Source organism: Coriobacteriia bacterium (assembly GCA_014859305.1).
In the GTDB taxonomy this organism is placed as follows: Bacteria; Actinomycetota; Coriobacteriia; order Anaerosomatales; family Kmv31; genus Kmv31.
The window spans coordinates 18355-35088 of record JACUUM010000027.1 but is presented as its reverse complement, the minus strand read 5'-3'; the positions used below and the strand labels follow the sequence as shown (position 1 = coordinate 35088).

The 16734-nt window shown below is 67.1% G+C and carries 20 protein-coding genes and 2 pseudogenes; 14 read left to right on the top strand and 8 right to left on the bottom strand.

All coding sequences use genetic code 11. The annotated features are described in order from the left end of the window. Positions 1-299: 299 nt before the first annotated feature. The 4 genes from IBX62_06410 to IBX62_06395 all read left to right on the top strand — a co-directional run bounded on the left by IBX62_06410 (position 300) and on the right by IBX62_06395 (position 2821). Entirely contained in the window at positions 300-521 is a 222-nt protein-coding gene (locus tag IBX62_06410) for a hypothetical protein (GenBank protein MBE0476705.1), read from the top strand. Between the two features lie 338 nt (positions 522-859). Continuing rightward, positions 860-1531, top strand: a complete 672-nt coding sequence (locus IBX62_06405) for a hypothetical protein (GenBank protein MBE0476704.1) — start codon at positions 860-862, stop codon at positions 1529-1531. Between the two features lie 195 nt (positions 1532-1726). Continuing rightward, positions 1727-2026, top strand: coding sequence for a DUF1801 domain-containing protein (locus tag IBX62_06400; protein ID MBE0476703.1), 300 nt, complete (start codon positions 1727-1729; stop codon positions 2024-2026). Positions 2027-2155: 129 nt separating this feature from the next. Continuing rightward, positions 2156-2821 (top strand): methyltransferase domain-containing protein, encoded by a 666-nt coding sequence (locus IBX62_06395; protein MBE0476702.1) that lies wholly within the window; start codon positions 2156-2158, stop codon positions 2819-2821. 73 nt (positions 2822-2894) lie between these two features. Here IBX62_06395 and IBX62_06390 read toward each other — a convergent pair whose 3' ends face one another. Continuing rightward, positions 2895-3287 carry a VOC family protein gene (locus IBX62_06390; protein ID MBE0476701.1) on the bottom strand — a complete coding sequence of 131 codons (393 nt, stop codon included), beginning with the start codon at positions 3285-3287 and terminating at the stop codon, positions 2895-2897. On the opposite strand from IBX62_06390, the gene IBX62_06385 reads away from it, so the two are divergent. From IBX62_06385 to IBX62_06370, 4 genes and pseudogenes are all read left to right on the top strand, one after another. Further along, entirely contained in the window at positions 3261-3515 is a 255-nt protein-coding gene (locus tag IBX62_06385; GenBank protein ID MBE0476700.1) for a hypothetical protein, read from the top strand. The two genes, IBX62_06390 and IBX62_06385, sit on opposite strands and share 27 nt — an antisense overlap. Positions 3516-3587: 72 nt before the next feature. After that, positions 3588-4298 carry a hypothetical protein gene (locus tag IBX62_06380; GenBank protein MBE0476699.1) on the top strand — a complete coding sequence of 237 codons (711 nt, stop codon included), beginning with the start codon at positions 3588-3590 and terminating at the stop codon, positions 4296-4298. A gap of 205 nt (positions 4299-4503) precedes the next feature. Continuing rightward, positions 4504-5418, top strand: a pseudogene (locus IBX62_06375) (ABC transporter ATP-binding protein). Positions 5419-5421: 3 nt separating this feature from the next. Continuing rightward, positions 5422-6165 (top strand): ABC transporter permease, encoded by a 744-nt coding sequence (locus tag IBX62_06370; GenBank protein ID MBE0476698.1) that lies wholly within the window; start codon positions 5422-5424, stop codon positions 6163-6165. 126 nt (positions 6166-6291) lie between these two features. Here IBX62_06370 and IBX62_06365 read toward each other — a convergent pair whose 3' ends face one another. After that, a complete protein-coding gene (locus tag IBX62_06365) occupies positions 6292-6666 on the bottom strand; it encodes a hypothetical protein (GenBank protein MBE0476697.1) in 375 nt (124 codons plus the stop codon). Positions 6667-7157: 491 nt separating this feature from the next. Between IBX62_06365 and arr the strand changes: the two are divergent. Continuing rightward, a pseudogene (arr, locus tag IBX62_06360) lies at positions 7158-7575 on the top strand (NAD(+)--rifampin ADP-ribosyltransferase). A 16-nt stretch (positions 7576-7591) separates the two neighbouring features. Here arr and IBX62_06355 read toward each other — a convergent pair. Continuing rightward, complete coding sequence (locus IBX62_06355) at positions 7592-7921, bottom strand: type II toxin-antitoxin system death-on-curing family toxin (GenBank protein MBE0476696.1); 330 nt, start codon at positions 7919-7921, stop codon at positions 7592-7594. 44 nt (positions 7922-7965) lie between these two features. Here IBX62_06355 and IBX62_06350 point away from each other — a divergent pair, with 44 nt between their 5' ends. Then, positions 7966-9030 carry an ATP-dependent DNA ligase gene (locus tag IBX62_06350; protein ID MBE0476695.1) on the top strand — a complete coding sequence of 355 codons (1065 nt, stop codon included), beginning with the start codon at positions 7966-7968 and terminating at the stop codon, positions 9028-9030. Between the two features lie 52 nt (positions 9031-9082). Here the strand turns inward: IBX62_06350 and IBX62_06345 are convergent, their stop codons facing one another. After that, positions 9083-9394, bottom strand: coding sequence for a hypothetical protein (locus IBX62_06345; GenBank protein ID MBE0476694.1), 312 nt, complete (start codon positions 9392-9394; stop codon positions 9083-9085). Between the two features lie 291 nt (positions 9395-9685). Here IBX62_06345 and IBX62_06340 point away from each other — a divergent pair, with 291 nt between their 5' ends. The 4 genes from IBX62_06340 to IBX62_06325 all read left to right on the top strand — a co-directional run bounded on the left by IBX62_06340 (position 9686) and on the right by IBX62_06325 (position 12846). Continuing rightward, positions 9686-10099, top strand: coding sequence for a hypothetical protein (locus IBX62_06340; GenBank protein MBE0476693.1), 414 nt, complete (start codon positions 9686-9688; stop codon positions 10097-10099). 64 nt (positions 10100-10163) lie between these two features. Then, entirely contained in the window at positions 10164-10595 is a 432-nt protein-coding gene (locus IBX62_06335; GenBank protein MBE0476692.1) for a hypothetical protein, read from the top strand. A gap of 103 nt (positions 10596-10698) precedes the next feature. After that, positions 10699-12009 (top strand): 4Fe-4S binding protein, encoded by a 1311-nt coding sequence (locus IBX62_06330; GenBank protein MBE0476691.1) that lies wholly within the window; start codon positions 10699-10701, stop codon positions 12007-12009. A gap of 45 nt (positions 12010-12054) precedes the next feature. Continuing rightward, positions 12055-12846, top strand: a complete 792-nt coding sequence (locus IBX62_06325; GenBank protein MBE0476690.1) for an ADP-ribosylglycohydrolase family protein — start codon at positions 12055-12057, stop codon at positions 12844-12846. A gap of 77 nt (positions 12847-12923) precedes the next feature. Here IBX62_06325 and IBX62_06320 read toward each other — a convergent pair whose 3' ends face one another. From IBX62_06320 to IBX62_06305, 4 genes are all read right to left on the bottom strand, one after another. After that, entirely contained in the window at positions 12924-13193 is a 270-nt protein-coding gene (locus IBX62_06320; GenBank protein MBE0476689.1) for a hypothetical protein, read from the bottom strand. Beyond that, complete coding sequence (locus IBX62_06315; protein MBE0476688.1) at positions 13190-14236, bottom strand: hypothetical protein; 1047 nt, start codon at positions 14234-14236, stop codon at positions 13190-13192. The genes IBX62_06320 and IBX62_06315 overlap by 4 nt, the downstream gene beginning before the upstream one ends. 363 nt (positions 14237-14599) lie before the next feature. Next, entirely contained in the window at positions 14600-16450 is a 1851-nt protein-coding gene (gene feoB, locus IBX62_06310; protein MBE0476687.1) for a ferrous iron transport protein B, read from the bottom strand. Further along, positions 16451-16693: a ferrous iron transport protein A gene (locus tag IBX62_06305; GenBank protein MBE0476686.1), complete on the bottom strand. Its 243-nt coding sequence runs from the start codon at positions 16691-16693 to the stop codon at positions 16451-16453. Positions 16694-16734 lie beyond the last annotated feature (41 nt).

The following is a 16734-nucleotide window of genomic DNA, read 5'->3' as shown; positions in this document are numbered from 1 at the left end:
CTAGTCAGGTGAGAAGTGGATTGCTCCGGCGAGCACGGCGGCGGACGGGACAGGCTCCCCCGCTGGCCGAGGACGGGAGGACGACCATGATGAGACTAAGACCAGCTGTTCTTGGGGGGTTGCTTGCGGCAATGATGCTTGCTGCATGTACTTCCGCAACCGAAAGCCCGAGACAATCTGCAGCGGATGCTCCATCGAATGCGACACGCGCCGCTTCGCGATCGGGCGGGGCCTGGGCTGAAGGAACAATTCTGGATAGTCCAGACGCAGGAGTCACTCTGCAGGAGGCACTCGGCAAGGTGGGGCCGGGAATCTCGCTGCCGGACGAGGCGGCGGCGGGCAAGCCAGTGAAGGTGATGCTGATTCCTGGTCCCGATGGCGAACAAGGCGGGAACAACGGAGTGGCAGTCCTCTACGACAGCGGAGTGAAGTTCTTCGCCACGCCTTCCTCGGCTGACGAAGCACTGTCGGATCTTCGCGAGTGGCAGTCCGCGGACAACGGGAAGCGTAGTCAACCGTGAGGACGCCAGGCAGGCCCGCGATTTCGAGAGAGCTGTCTGCCGCAACAAAGGAGGAGCTATGGCGTTGAGGCGAGTCGGGGCGCTCGAACCAACGCATCCAGGGACGCCGCTGGCGCTACACTCAAGCAGGCGTGTTCTGCGCCGCTGATGCTTAAGAACGTTCGACATAGCGACTGGGGAGTATGAGCAGTGCCACAACGTTTCGGGATCGCGGCAGCCCTCGTCGTCGCTCTAGCCTCAGCCGGATGCACCAAGCCGATGGTGCAGGCTCTTACTCCTCAGCAAGCGGTGGACGCTATGCGCCTCGCCTCGATTAACGGCGTGAGCAGCAGCCGCGATTGCTGGTGGCAGGTGATGCTTCGATTGAGGCGACGGGCTTCATGTCGGGCGGCGCCTCCGTCGTCCGCATCGGGGGAGTGGGTCCTGACATCTACCAGACGACCCTCGTCGTTCCAGAACAGCTATCGTCGTTGACCATCTACCACGCGCTTCCGCTCCTCGTGCCCGACGAGACTGTGATCACCGTCGAGGGGCGCGACCTCGAGGCCAAGCAGCTGCGCGATGGAATCATGACCGGTGGCCCCAATCTCTCTGGCAGAGCGGCCGTGTCCTTCCGCATCCACGACAGCTTCTTGGTAGCCGATGCAATCCACGCAGTGTACGACCCAGACATGAACGAGCAGGACGCGAATCACGACAACGCGCCGATTCCCACGAGCTTGCTCATGGGGCAACCGCCTCGGGTCGACGGCGACCCAGAGCGGTGGCTGGCGATAAGCGAAGGCGAGACCGCTCGGTTGGCTGGTCACGCCTCGTCATACAGTTACGACTCGTTCACCCCGCAGCTCAACCTCTTCATCCCAGACGTACTGGGGACTGCCCTCGCCTACCATATACTGCCCGTCGTGTTTGACAGCCACGACAGCGCGTGGGGTCTCATCGAGAGCAGTCAGGAAAGGGCAACCGGGGTCGAGATCACTCTGAGTGGCGGCGTCTTCAGGGCCAGATAGGCATATCGAACCCGCGCATCCAGACAGACGGCCACCTGCGCTACGCTTACTGCACGCGCATCCGCCGCAGCTGATGCCCAAGAGCGTTCGGTGAGACAGGGGAGGCGACACTTGAGTGATCCGGTGCTCGACGCCTACGTTGCCGGCTTAGACGCCGAATTCGCACCAGCGGCTACCGCGCTGGACGCTGCTGTGATGCAGGCTTGGCCCGAACTCGTCAAGAAGATCTCGTATGGCATGCTCATGTACGCGCTGAGCGGCGACTTCCGGCATTGGGTCTGCGCGATCGACGCCCACAAGAAGCCGTTCCGGTTGCGGTTCCTCTACGGGACGTTGCTGGAAGACCCGGCTCGTCGCCTTCGCAGCGGCACGAGTCACCTCTCGAACCTGGACTTCCCTTCTCTCGAGGACATCGACGTCATGCTCGTCGCGTCGTACGTGAGGGAAGCGGCGTCCAGGCACGACGAGTTCAAGGCGCAGCTGGGCGAGGCGTAACGCGGCCCACACCTGCTCACCGAACCAGCGCGTCCAGCAGATGGCCAGCAGCGCTACACTCAAGCCAGCGTCCGCCGCAGCTGACGCGCAAACACGTTCGGTGAAACGCCCGACCTCAGAGGGGGGGACATGGCTGCGGCTCATGCAAGCGACCCAGTGGGCGGCGAGCCGCGGACTGCCGGAGCCACGCTCCACCATGCGCGCAGGTACGACGTCTGCTCGTGGCTGTTCGGTTTGGGTGTGGACAGCCGCAACAGCCGCATGATCGTCGACATGGCCGGAATCGAGCCGGAAGACCACGTACTCGATGTCGGTTGCGGGACCGGTGACCTCACGCTCACCGCCGCCAAACGCGTGGGCGAGTCGGGATCGGTCCGTGGGATAGACGCCTCACCGGAGATGATTGAAGTAGCTCGCAGGAGCGCGGGCCGGAGGGGTTCGCGAGCCACCTTCGAAGTCGCTCTGATCGAGGAGCTCCCGTATGGGGACTCCACCTTCGATGTGGTCATGAACCGGCTCATGATGCACCACCTCCCCGAGGACTTGAAACGCAAAGGGTTCGCGGAGGTCCTACGAGTGCTCAAGCCCGGTGGACTCCTGCTCGCGACCGACTTCACGCGACCGAGCGGCGGCATTCCGCACGTCGTCTTCGCTCTGGTCAACCACCAGATGATGCAGTCAGCGGACCTGTCAGCCATCCCCGGGATGCTGAGCGAGGCGGGGTTCGTGGATGTAGCTTCCGGGCCCACGCGCTCTGCGTTCCTCGGATTCGTCAGTGGTAGAAGGCCCCAGTAGGGCATTCACCGAACCCCGGCATTCAGCGGACGGCCGCGAGCGCTACGATTGAAGAGAGGGCACCCGGCCGCAGCTACTCGTTCGGGCGCTCCACCACCACGAGCCGGTTGTCGTCTTGGTCGCGGAAGGCAAACATCGGCACCGGGTACTGAAGGATTCCCGGATCGACGTCGATGCCACGATCGCGCAGGGCGTCGTAGTCAGCCTGCACGTTTGTGCTGGTGAACCGTACCTGCGTATCGACCCCCGTCACCAGTCCCTGGTCGGCGCGAACAAGGACGATAGTCGTGATTGCGCCAGGAGGAGCCACCTCGATCCATCGCTGGCCGTCGCCAAGGCTCCCATCCAAGCGTACTTCGAATCCGAGCTTGCCTTCGTAGAACTCCAGGGCGCGGTCCTGGTCGGAAACGGAGATGCCCACTGTCCCGACCTGGACGATATGGGTCGCAGTAGTCGCCTCACGCATCGCGCTGTCCTTTCCGCACAGTTCTCGTCGCTGCCACAGGGACAATACCCGTCTCGGCACTCCCAGGGTGGCTCTTTCTGCGGGGGTTGTTGCTGCACGACGCCGGTCGCGAACGTCTATCAGATCGTCACGCTCGACAAGGCCGTACTCACCGACCGGGTGGGGATGCTGCCGGAGCAGAAGCTCGACCTGGTGCTCTTCGGCATCGACGTCGTGCTCGGACGGTAGAGCCGGTCGCCGAACACGCGGATCGAGCCAGAAGCGCTACACTCCAGTAAGTTGGCTGGACGGGGGTGAGGATTGCAGTACGCGTTCCTGATCTGGAGTCTACTGCTGCTCGGAATCTGGGCGATCGTCTACCTCTCCCTGAGGGATCCCCTTGCCCGTCGTGAGATGCTCATGGTGAGTAGGTGGACGGGACTCCTTGGCCTGACTGAGCCCGTGTTCGTACCGGCCTACTGGAACCCGCCGACGCTGTTCGATCTCGCGCAACGGACGCGCTTCGACATCGAGAGCGTGCTGTTCGCCTTCGGCGTCGGCGGGCTGGCCGTGATCCTCTACGAGTGGCTGCTTCGGCCCGAGCACGTAAAGGTCGCGATGGCCGACCGCAGCGCGAGGAGGCACCGCCTTCACTCGGTGGCTCTGGTGTCGACGCCGCTGGTGTTCGCCGCACTCTGGGTCGCGACCCCGCTCAATCCGATCTACTCCACGATCATCGCCTTCCTCTTCGGCGGACTGTTCACCCTGTACTGCCGCCCCGACCTCATCGGCAAGATGGTCGGCAGCGCGCTTATCTTCACCGCGCTGTACTTCGCGTACTTCCTCAGCCTCGTGCTCGTCTTCCCCGACTACGTCCGCCTCGTCTGGAACCTGCCGGGGCTGTCGGGAGTGCTCATAGCGGGGATACCGATCGAGGAGCTGCTCTTCGCCTTCGGGCTCGGATTCCTCTGGTCGAGCGTCTACGAGCACGTGGGGTGGTACCGGATACGCGCACCGCGGTCAGCGAGCTGAGGCTATCGGGGGATCGGGGACGGAATCAGCGCACAAGTCGGCGGAAGGTGCAGGAGAATCATCGTTGTCCGTCCAACAACGGGATCAAGCTGACTCGCTTCGCTCGCAGCTTATCCCGGGCAACGTTGATATGAGACGGCCGCTGATGCGCTGAGGCGTTAGGCGGCCTCGGTGTTGTGACCAACCGGCGCAGTAGGGAGTCAGGATGCTGGCAGCCGTCACGGTAGACGGTGTGCGTAAGACGTACGGTGAGACTGTCGCCGTCGACGGCGTGTCGCTCGACGTTGCGGAAGGTGAGGTATTCGGCATCGTCGGGCCGAACGGTGCCGGCAAGACGACACTGATAGAGTGTATGGAAGGACTTCGTCGTCCCGACGCCGGGAGCATTCGCGTTCTCGGCCTTGATCCGGTCGCGAACGCTAATGAACTGCGCCAGCGCATCGGCGTGTAACTGCAGGCGGCCGCGCTCCCGGATCGCATCAGGGTCGGCGAGGCGCTTGATCTGTTCTCAGCCTTTTACGAGCTCTCGGTGGACTGGCGTTCGCTGCTCGACCTCGTAGGGCTTGATACGAGCGAGCGTATGCCCATTACGAAGCTCTCCGGCGGCCAACGGCAGCGGGTCTTCATCGCGCTCTCGCTCGTAAACGATCCGGACCTGGTCTTCATGGACGAGATCACCACGGGGCTGGACCCGCAGGCTCGTCGGGCGATGTGGGACATCGTGCGCAGCATCCGCGACCGGGGCAAGACCGTCGTCCTGACCACGCACTTCATGGAGGAAGCTGAGCGGTTGTGCGATCGGGTCGCGATCATCGACCAGGGGACGATCGTGGCACTCGACACCGTGGCCGGCCTCATAAGCTCGGTTGGCGCCGAGTACCGCGTGGCGTTCTCGGCCGACGGGGCCATCGATACGCACGTCCTCCAGTCGCTCCCCGACGTCATCCGCGCCGAGCAGATCGGGGAACGGGTGGTCGTGTACGGGCGGGAGACATCTCTGGTGAGTACTGTGATCGACGCACTGGAATGTGACGGCGTTCGGTTCCGCGACATGAGGACCGAGCAGCCCACGCTAGAGGACGTGTTCCTCACGCTCACCGGCAAAGAGATGCGGGAGTAGGCGATGCGCGCCTACCTCAAGCTGACGGGCGCCCTGGCCAAGCTCTACCTGCGCGACCCGGCGGGCGCGTTCTTCACCCTGGCCTTCGCGCCGCTGTTCGTGCTGTTCATCGGCGCGATCGCCGGCAATGACCCGGAACCGTCCCTCAGCGGCATGGGGTATCTCGACGCGAACCTGCCCGTGTTCGCCGCCATCGTCGTAGGCATGGTCGGTCTCTTCTCCGTGCCCATCGGCACGGTGACCCTGCGTGAGTCAGGCGCACTTAGGCGCTTCATGGCTACGCCGCTTCGTCCGCTCGTCTACATCGCCGCAGACGTGACTGTGTACCTCGTCATGACACTGATTGGCATCGCTCTAGCGTTCGTGACCGGAATGATCGTGTTCGGCGTTCGGCTTCAGGGCGACGTGTTCGGGCTCTTTGCGGCAATCTGCCTCGGTGCGCTCGCGTTCATGGCGCTCGGCTACACGCTCGCCTCCATCGAGCCGACGGCCCAGACGGCCATTGTCGTGGGGAACGTGCTCGCGTTTCCGTCACTCGCACTCTCCGGCGCGACGGTGCCGCTGGAGGTCCTGCCGCAGGAGGCGCAGAACGTCGCCCGTGTGCTGCCCCTGACCCAGATGGTCGATCTGTTCCGCGGCCTGTGGCTCGGCGAGGGCTGGCAGTCGTACCTGACTCATCTGGCTGTTCTCGGGGGCATGCTCGTGGCGGGAACCGCACTCGCTGCCTGGTTGTTTCGCTGGGAATAGGTAATGTGCCGCCTGACCAGGGCGTCCAGCAGACTCGGCGCTCGGAACACGTGCCAGAACCACGCGATCGCCGTCACGCCTGCTCATCCGCTAGAACGTTCGGTGAGACAAGCGAGGAGTCCGTGCTCAGGGGGTCATGAGCACGTCGCCGCCCGCGTCGTTGCCCACATCGCCGGCACCAGGCACCGTGGCGGCAGGCCGGTAGTTCACGGGGACGGCTTTGTCGCACGACCACTCGACCATGCGGGCGTCGCACTGCTCACACAGTAGGACCTCGGAGACCCCCACGATCGAGAGCTGGGTTCCGCGCGAGTACTGAGTGAGAGCCAAGGGCCGCCTAACCAGCTTCGTGCCGCCGCACGTCGCGCACTGCTCCGACTCGTCGTCCCGCAGCCAGCTTCGCCCGCAGGACTCGCACTCGATTCGGATCCCCTCCGGCGAGGGCGTGCCGCGCAGGTCCTCGGTCTCGCCGCATTCTGGGCACTCGATACGTCTCGCCACGCGTTGCTCCTCTAGGCGCTGATCCTTCCGGTTGACGAACAGGACGCATTCGTTGCATCCGCCCTTGAGGCGTTCCTCATCGACAGGCTTCGTCGTCGCTTCAACTTGAAGAGCCCGTAGTCGTCCGGCATCGAACAAGCGCATCCAGCAGACGGCTGCCTGCGCTACACTCGATCGAGCACGTCCGCCGCTGCTGAAGCGCCGAGACGTTAGCCGGACTTGCGAACGGTCGGCCGTTGCCCGGCCATTTGAGCGAGCGCTGGGCACATTCGGGTGCCCCGTTCTCTTCTCCGCTTGGGATATCGATGCGTCCCTCACCGATTCCATTGTACGTCGCCGGGGCGTCGAGGTGCAGTCTCCTCTTTCGCATGTGCCGAGGGCATACTCGGCCATGACTGGGCGGAGGATTCGTCGTCGGTGCAGCGCACGTCCATCCAAGACCGACAGCGTCGCGCGGCATCGCAGCCGCGCAGTATGAAGGGAGCGAGCCGGTGGCAGCCACCGACGACCTGAGTTCGCAGCGGTTCTACCATGGCACACGGGCTGACCTGAAGCCAGGAGACCTGATCGACCCCGGCCATCCCCCTAACTTCGGTCAGCGGGATAGGATAACGACCTACGTCTACCTGACCGGCACCCTGGATGCAGCCATCTGGGGGGCGGAGCTGGCCCTCGGCGAAGGACCCGGCCGGATCTACACTGTGGAACCGACCGGCCCGATCGTGGACGACCGCAATCTGACGGACAAGAGATACCCGGGTAATCCGACGAAGTCATACCGCTCCCGGGAGCCACTGCAGGTCGGGCGAGATAACCGGTTGGCAGGGGCACTCCCCCGAAGAGCTCAAGGCGATGAAGGACAAGCTTGAGCGACTCAAGCGACTTGGTGTCGAACCGATCGACGACTGAAACCCGGACCGCGTGGTCATCGAGATCGGGCTATCGAGTGCTGGCGGATCCACTCGGCCAGCCTGTCTTCGGCAAGAGTCCCGGCCGCCAACTCCAGCATGACGGCCACGACCTCCTCCTGGGTCGCCTCGACCCTCGATCCGTTGAGTCCCAAGAAGACGGCCATGATCACGAAAGCGATCCGCTTGTTGCCGTCGTGGTAGGGGTGGTTGCGGGCCAGTCCGTAGGCGTAGGCCGCCGCCATCCGAGCGGTGTCGGGGCTGTCGCCGCAGGCCCGTCGCTGGCGGGGCCCGGCCAGCGCGGCTTCGAGCGCAGCTTCGTCTCTCGTGCAATGCTCATCCGGCAGAGGTCAGGTGCGAGCGCCCGCGCGAAGGCGGGGAATGGACCTGCATGAACCTGCCGATCGTGCCCCACGTCGCACCGATGCTCGCGAAGGCCGTCGAGGGCGTCCCCCGCGACGGGTACGGCTATGAGCCCAAGTGGGACGGGTTCCGCTCGATCGTCTTCCGTGACCGTGACGAGGTCGAGATCGGCAGCCGCGCCCGGCGACCGATAGCCCGCTACTTCCCGGAGGTCGTGGCAGCGATCAGGTCGAACCTACCCGAACGCTGTGTGCTCGACGGGGAGATCGTCGTGCCCGACCCCGCGCGCGGGCGTCTCGACTTCGAGGCCCTGCAGCAGCGCATCCATCCGGCCGAGAGCCGAGTGAAGCTCCTCGCTCAGCGTACCCCCGCGCACTACGTCGCGTTCGACCTGCTCGCCCTTGGCGACCGCGACCTCACCGGTGAGCCGTTCAGGGAGCGACGCCGGGTGCTCGAGGAGGCCCTGGCCGGCGCGCGGTCGCCGATCCACCTCACCCCGGCCACGACCGATCCCGAAGTGGCCGAACGGTGGTTCGACGAGTTCGAGGGCGCAGGGCTCGACGGCATCGTCGCCAGGCCGCTCGAGGGGACCTACCAGCCGGACAAGCGGGTGATGTTCAAGGTCAAGCACGTCCGAACAGCGGACTGCGTGTTAGCCGGGTACCGCGCGTACAAGACCGATCCGGAAGCAGTAGGCTCGCTGCTGCTCGGCCTCTACGACGACGATGGCGACCTCGTGAACGTCGGAGTCGTCGGAGCGTTTCCCATCGAGCAGCGACGCGCTCTGTTCAAGGAGCTCCAGCCGCTCGTCACCACATTCGAGGGTCATCCGTGGAGCTGGGCCGAGGAGGATGCGCCGGCCCGCACCCCTCGCAGCTCCGAATCCAGCCGGTGGAGCGCCGGCAAGGACCTGACGTTCGTGCCGCTCCGACCCGAGCGCGTCGTAGAGGTCCGCTACGATCACATGGAGGGGAATCGCTTCCGTCACACCGCGCAGTTCGTTCGGTGGCGTCCCGACCGAGACCCGCACTCGTGCACCTTCAGCCAACTCGAGGAGCCCGTCCGGTTCGACCTCTCCGACGTCCTCCGATGAGAGAACCGTGCGAGTTGAGCGTCCGCGGGGCGAGCCGGCCCCTATCCGTCGTCTACGTGGGGCCCGCGGGCACCATCGCCGGCTGCGCGACGACTTCGTAGCGCTCGACGGAGACGATCTTCGCCGACACCGCGGAGGTCGTCTCGCGCCGCAGCCGATCCGCCGCCGTCTCGCTGTCGCGCATCGCCTTCCCGCTCTCCCAGAGCGTCACGGACATCGTCTTCCCGCTCTCCCGGTCCACCAGGTAGTACAGCCCCAGCGAACCCGGCATCCCGGAGACCGCCTTCTCAGCCTTGTCCACGTCGCGGATGTCCTCGTCCAGCCTGTCGATCGGCACCTCGTACCTGCTCACCCGCGCGTACATCACGCACCTCCCCGCCTGAGACGACCTCACCCCTGCCTTATCCCCAACGATCTTCATCCTCCTGTCCGTGCGCACGGACACCTCGGCGTACGAATCGCAGGACCGGCGTCGGGGGCTCCCTCTACGGGGCCGTCGAGAAGCGGTGTAGTCTAGTGGCATGACGGCACGGCCCGAGGCTCGCCTCGCTCGCGACCGACCCTATCGACGCGCGCGGCAGGAAGGAGGGCCCGCCTCGTTGGCACGCAACGGATCCTCGGACAGCCGATGTCCCGCGTGTAGACGGAGGAAGACATGACCGCCGAGCTCACGTCCATCGTCAGCGTCCTGATCGTCTTGAGCATCGCATCGGAGCGACTGGTCGAGATCGTGAAGGGCCTGTTCACTCCGCTCGGAGTGGAGCAGACGGACCCGAGAATGGAGGGCTTCAGGCGCGCGGCGCTGCAAGCCCTCGCTGTTCTCGCCGGGATCCTCACTGCGTTCCTCGCCCGCAGCCTGATCCCCTCCGGTCTGCTCCCTGAGTCCGCCGGCGTGTGGCCCGTTCTCGCCCTCGGCCTCCTTGCCAGCGGCGGGTCGGGCTTCTGGAACTCGATCCTCGGCTACTTGGGACAGGTGAAGGAGGTCAAGAAGGTCGAGGTCGAGGAACGAGCGGTCGATCTCCGACTGAAGGAGGAGGATCTGGCCGGAAGGCAGCGATCCCGACCGTGAGCGCGCACCCCGGGGGATGCCGGGCAGTTGATTCAGCGCTCTCACATCCGACGAAGGATGGCGAATGAGGAGCATCTCAGACAGGGGTACGGACGTCCTCACGGTCGCCCACAAGCTGGTAGGCGCATCGTGGACGCTCTCGGCGATCGCCGTCCTCGTGCTGGCGGTGTCCGCGCCCGACCCGTCGGCACAGGCGTGGGAGAGGGTCGCCGGTCTCCAGCGCCTCGGCGCGGTCGCCTCGGTCGCCACCCTCCTGCTCGGTCTCGCCTATGGGATCTGGACGGTATGGGGGTTCCTGAAGAGCGCTTGGGTGGCAGGAAAGTGGGTGCTGTTCCTGGTGGCCGCCGGCACAGCGGGGTACGCGATGCGCGCCGCAACGGCACACGACTCCTCAGCCCTCGTCACCCTGACCGCCGTGCAGCTCCTCGCGCTCGGAGCGGCCATAGCCGTCGGGGTGTTCCTCGAGCGGTCCCGGCACGCGGGCAAGCTGCCGTGAGGGTGCTCGTTTCACCGCCGGAGTCGACAGGCGCAACAAGGATGGGTGCGAACGGTGCGAAGAGGCCCATCGGTAGCGAATGAACCCGTACAAAGGAGACGCGATGGCTCATAGCATCTCCAAGGACATCTATCGAAGACTCGGGAAGAAGATCGACGGCCTCCCCCTGCGCGTTCCCTGGAGCCAGACTCTCCACGAGATCCTGAAGGAACTCTACACGCCGCAAGAGGCGGAAGTCCTGGTCCGGATGCCGTTCGGTCTCTCTACTCTCGATGAGGTGGCACTCTCCACGCGCATCGATCGAGACGAATTGCGTTCGGCCCTCGAGGGACTGTGCGAGAAGGGGCTGGTCTTCGACGTCTGGGTCGAGGATCGGTATCGCTACGCCCCCGCTCCCCTGATCGTGGGGATATTCGAGATGACCATGATGCGCACCAGGGGTGAACTCAAGTACGCGGAATGGGCCAGGCTGTTCCACGATTACATGAACGGAGATGCCTTCTACGAAGCGAACCTCGAACACGGCGAGAAGGTTTCCGCCCTGAGGGTGTTGCCCCACGAGGAATCGATCGACGAAGCAAGCAGTGTGGAGATCCTGGACTACGAGAAGGCCACTGCGATCGTCGAGCACTCGGACAGGTTCTCGATCGGCTTGTGTTCGTGCCGCCACGAGAAGCTCCACTCGGGAGAGAAGCGCTGTGATGTGCCGCTGGAGACCTGTTCCTCCTTCGGCTCGAGTGCGGAGCTTCTGACCCGGCATGGCATGGCCAGGGAGGTCTCCAGGTCCGAGATGCTGGAGAACCTCGCCCGCTCCAGGGAACTCAAGCTGGTCCTGAGCGCGGACAACGTACGGAAGAACGTCGGCTTCATCTGCCACTGTTGCGGCTGTTGCTGCAACATGCTGCTCGGGGTCAGCCGACACGGCTTCCCGAACACGATCGTCACCTCCACCTACATCTCGCGTATCGACGAAGAGAAGTGCACCGGGTGTGAGAAGTGCGCCAAGGCCTGTCCCGTCGATGCGATCAGCATGGCGGAGACCATGGATCCTGCCAGCAGAAGGTCCCGGGACCCACGAGTGGACGAATCCCTCTGCCTGGGCTGCGGGGTCTGCTCATTGAGCTGTAACAAGGGCGCGATCAGGCTGGTCAAGAGGGAGCAGCGAGTGCTCCACCCCGAGACGACGTTCGAACGGATCATCCTGGCAAGCCTCGAAAGAGGGACGCTGCAGAACCAGCTCTTCGACGACCCGGGGCGTATCAGCCACCAGTTCGTCCGTGCGTTCGTCGGCGGGTTCCTTGGCCTGCCGCCGGTGAAGCAAGCCTTGATGAGCGACCGGTTACTATCCAGATTCCTTGCTGCACTCAAGTCCGGCGCGCGGAGGCAAGGCAAGACGTGGCTGATCGAGGCATGAGCCGGAGGCGACGGCGTTCTCGCGACGGTTCAGGCAGGGGGAGCGATGCTGGGTGCGATCGCCGGTGACGTGATCGGCTCCGTCTACGAGAGCGCCGGGCTCAAGCGCTGCGACTTCGCGCTGTTCACCCCCTACAGCCGGTTCACGGACGACACGGTCCTCACGGTGGCGACAGCCGACGCGATCCTCTCCGGCGGGGACTACGCCGCCTACTATCACGCCTACGGGAACAGGTATCCGAACGCAGGTTACGGCGGCTCCTTCCGCCGATGGCTGAGAGACGAGTCCCGCCGCCCGTACGGAAGCTGGGGCAACGGTTCGGCCATGCGGGTCTCCCCGGTCGGCTTGGCTGCGGCTTCGCCGGAGCAGGCCCTCGAATGGGCAGAGGAGAGCGCCGCCGTCACGCACGATCACCCCGAAGGCATCCGAGGCGCGCAAGCGGTGGCCCTGGCGGTCTACCTTGCTCGGATCGGAGAGACGCAGGACGACATCCGAGCCCAGGTGACCCGACGGCTGGGCTACGACCTGACCCGTAGCGTCGACGACATCCGGCCTGGCTACTCGTTCGACGTCTCGTGCCAGGGCTCGGTGCCCGAGGCCATCACCGCGTTCCTGGACTCCTCGGACGTGGAAGGCGCGATACGCCTGGCGATCTCGCTGGGCGGTGACGCCGATACGCAGGCAGCCATCGCAGGCGGCATCGCGGAGGCCTTCTGGGGCGGAGTACCGGCATCGATGGCAGCCGAGACCATGCGGCGGCTCCCGCAGGAGTTCCTGGATGTGATCGGCGAGTTCGAGAGCCGGTTCCCCTCGGAGCGGCCGTACGGCCGGAGTTGAGCCGCTGGCGACCTTGGGACCGGCATGTCCGGCGAGTCCCGCTCGACGTGCGGCTCCCCGCCCGCTCTCACCCCGGGCTACTCCCCGTCCTCGGCGACCGGCCGCCCGGTCTCCCTAACGAGCACCGGGACGCCGTCGATGCACCCGGGCAGGCCGGCGTCGCTCGCCCGCACCCCGGTCACGCCCACCACCACCGCCGGGCGCCCCTCGTCGTCCAGCCCCACGCCGACCGAGACGACCCCTGGCCGCGAGAGCAGCCGTCCGGCGTGGCGCTCTCGCGCGCGCCTGGCCCGCTCGAGCTCGCCGCCCCCCCGGCCGCCGGTGCCGCCGGTGCGCTCCGCGCTCACAGCGCGACCCCCAGGGCGGTCAGCACGTTCTCGATGCGGTTGACGATCGTGCTCGTCTCGCTGCCCGCGAACAGCAGCCCCACCGCGGCGCCGGTCCCGTCCAGCACGACGGAGCCGCTGTCGCCGCCGGCGCTCATCGCGCCCGCCATCAGCTGATCGGCGAAGCGCGCCGTGCGCTCGCCGTAGGTGACGTCGACGGTGACGTCCACCTGCTCGATCCGCCCCTCCGTGAGCCCGGTGGTGCGCCCGCTCTTCCGGACTCTCATGCCCAGCTCGCCGGACGCGGCCCCCTGCGGCGTGCCGACGCCGAGGATCTCCGGCGACACGAGCGAGGGGTCCAGCGGAGCGCCGAGGGCGGCGTCGACGAGGTTCTCGGGGGCGGCGAGGCTCACCGCTCGCAGGCGCGTGTCGCTGCCGAAGAGTCGCGCGAGCGCGTTGAGGGCGCGCGCCGCGCCCGCGGCGAGCGGGCATGACGAAGGCCCCTCGGCGAGCCGGATCGGGACGAACGCATCGAGCAGCGCGATCGCGTCGCCGGGGTCCGAGCCGCCGTCGTACGGGCCCGGCTGCAGGATCGTGTCGCCTGGCGAGGCGGCGTTGGAGACGGCCAGCACGTGGTTGTTCGAGAGGATGAGGATCTCGCCGCCGCGACGGACCAGACAGCCCAGCGTGCCGGCGGTGACCGCGACGTGCCCCACGCTCACGCCGCCCGGCGCCGGGCGATGCCTCCGCTTCGGATCCCCCGGCTCGTCCGGTTGCGCGGCCGGCTCCCAGTCCAGGGCGCGGATGACACCGGTCTGCACCACGTCGGTCCGTACCCCTTCGACCTCGGACGGGACGAGATCCCCCGGCGCGAGCTGTGTCGCGGGTAGCTTGCGGGTCACGGAGCACACGATGCCCACCTCGCCGGTGCTCTCGCCCTCCACCTGCTTGTAGCCGACGCCGGTGGCGACGACGTTCGGCCGCCGCAGCAGCGCCTGCCGCGACGTCGCGAGAGCGCTCCGTGCCGCGCCGAGGTCCCTGGAGCCGTCCGCGGTCGAGTCCATCTCGGCCCCCCTTCCAGGAGCAAGGATAGACCCTCCGCGAGGGATCCGCATCGGGAGGGACGCGTCGCGAGGGATCCGTCGGGAGGACGGCGAGGGGCGCTACCCCTTCCTGCTCGGCTCCTCGAGCGCTCGCCGTGGTGCGGGCACGCGCACCCGCCCCCGCGGGCCCCCTGCCGGGCAGCTCCCGCAACTCCCCGAGCAGCCGCGCACCTTCAGCGCGAAGCAGCGCGGGCAGCGGATCTCCGCCGAAGGGAACCCGCACGTCGGACAGGGCGTCGCAACTCCGGTGCCGGCCGCGCAGGCCGCTCGGTCCTCAGCGGGGACGGCGCCCCTCGCGCGAACGGCCGGCCTCGCGCGGGACACCTAGACCACCTCCGCCAGCCGCGCGAGCAGCCCGCCGAGAGCGAACGCCACGCCGATGGAGCCGGCGAACACGCCCGCGAGGTAGCGCCAGCCGCGCTCCTTGGCGATGACCATGACGCTGGCGATGCAGGGCACGAACAGCGTGATGGTGACCATGCCGACGAGCAGCTGCACGGCGGTGAGCTCCATCGAGAAGAAGCCCGCGGCGCCGAAGTCGCGCCGGACGAAGCCCATCACGAACGCCGTGGCCGCCTCGGCGGGCAGGTGCAGCCAGCCGACCACCAGCGGCGTCGAGGCCCGCTGGATCGCCGCCAGCCCGCCGCTGATCTCGAGCGCCGAGATCGCCGCCGCGCCGACCAGGAAGAAGACGGTGACCTCCTTCATGAAGCGGTAGACCTTCACGAAGCTCTTGCGCACGACGTTGTCGAGGCGCGGGAGCCGCAGCGTCGGCAGGTCGATCAGCAGGTGCGTCGAGGCGCCGGGCGTGACGCGGTCGAGCGCGGTGCCTATGCCGACGAACACAGCGAGCAGCACCGCGAAGTACGCGGCGGCGTAGCCCGCGCCCACCTGCGCCATCAGCGCGGCGATGACGGCGATCTGCGCCGAGCACGGCACGGCGATCGCCATCAGGGCCGTCGCGATCACGCGTTCGCGCTTGCTGCCCAGGACGCGGGTGGTGAGCGTCCCCATCGTCACGCAGCCCAGGCCGAGGATGAGCGGGATGACGGCGCGGCCGTTGAGCCCGAGCGAGGTCAGCGCGCGGTCCGAGAGCGCGGCGATCCTCGGCAGGTAGCCCGAGTCCTCCAGCAGCGCGAGCAGCAGGTAGAAGCCGGTGACCAGCGGCAGGATGACGCCGAAGAGGTAGGTCGGCGTCATGGTGAGCACGCCGAACTCGCCGGCGAGGAACGTGAAGGCCGCGGAGCCCTCGGCGAACAGCCGGCCGAGGAGCTCGCGCACGAACGGCTCCCAGTAGCCCTGCATGATCGTCTCTTCGGTGACGCCGACGACCCCGCCGGCGATCCACTGGCCCAGCACGACGTACATCGCGGCCAGCAGCGCGGCCAGCAGCGGCAGGCCGGTGGCGGGATGCATCATCGCGCGCGAGATCCGAACGGACGGGGACGCGCCGCGCCGCTCGGCGCTGACCACGTGTCCTACGATGTCGTTGACACGCTCGCGCCGCGCCAGGTAGATGCGCTCGCGCGCCTCCCCGGGCGGGATGCCGTGGCGCGAGGCCACGACCTCGTCGCCCTCGAGCACCAGCAGCGCCTCGGCACGCGAGCCGACCCGCGCCGCCGTCTCGAGCAGCTCGCCCTCGAGCCGCGGGTCCGCGTGCCCGGCGCGCGCTCCTGCGATCGCCGCGCGAAGGCCGTCGATGCCGCGGCCCTCCACCGCGACGGTCTCGACGACCGGGACGCCGAGCAGGTCCTCCAGCAGGTCGCGGTCGATCGCGACGCCGGCGGCGCGCGTCTCGTCGGCCATGTTGAGCGCGACCACCACGGGCAGCCCGGCGTCGATGAGCTGCAGCGTCAGGAAGAGGTCGCGCTCGAGGTGCACGGCGTCGACCACGTCGACGACGGCGTCCGCGGCCAGGATGACGTCGCGGGCGACGGACTCCTCGTCGTTGAAGGACGAGATCCCGTAGACGCCGGGCGTGTCGAGGATCTCGGCGTGGCCGAGCGTCCCTCGGCTGATCTCGACCGTGGTGCCGGGGAAGTTAGAGACGTCGACGTACGTGCCGGTCAGAGCGTTGAAGACGACGGACTTACCCACGTTCGGGTTGCCGGCGAGCACGACGGTGCGCGCGCACGAGCCGACCGGCCCCCCGGCCTCGATGTGACAATGGGCCATCTACGTCACCTCCCCCGCCCTCGCGGCGCAGCGGCTGACGTGGATGCACCGCGCGAGCTTGCGCCCGACTGCGATCTCCTGACGGCCGCACATCACGACCACGGGGCCGCCGGGGATGCGCGTGAGGCAGGTGAGCTCCGCGCCCGCGCACATGCCGAAGCGGATGGCGTGCACGCGCGCGGCCTCGTCCCGCACGGACTCGACGACCAGCCGCTCCCCTCGGCAGGCAGCGTCGAGTGTCATCGGCGCACCCTCGCCGGCGCCGCCTCCGCCGGACCCGCCGT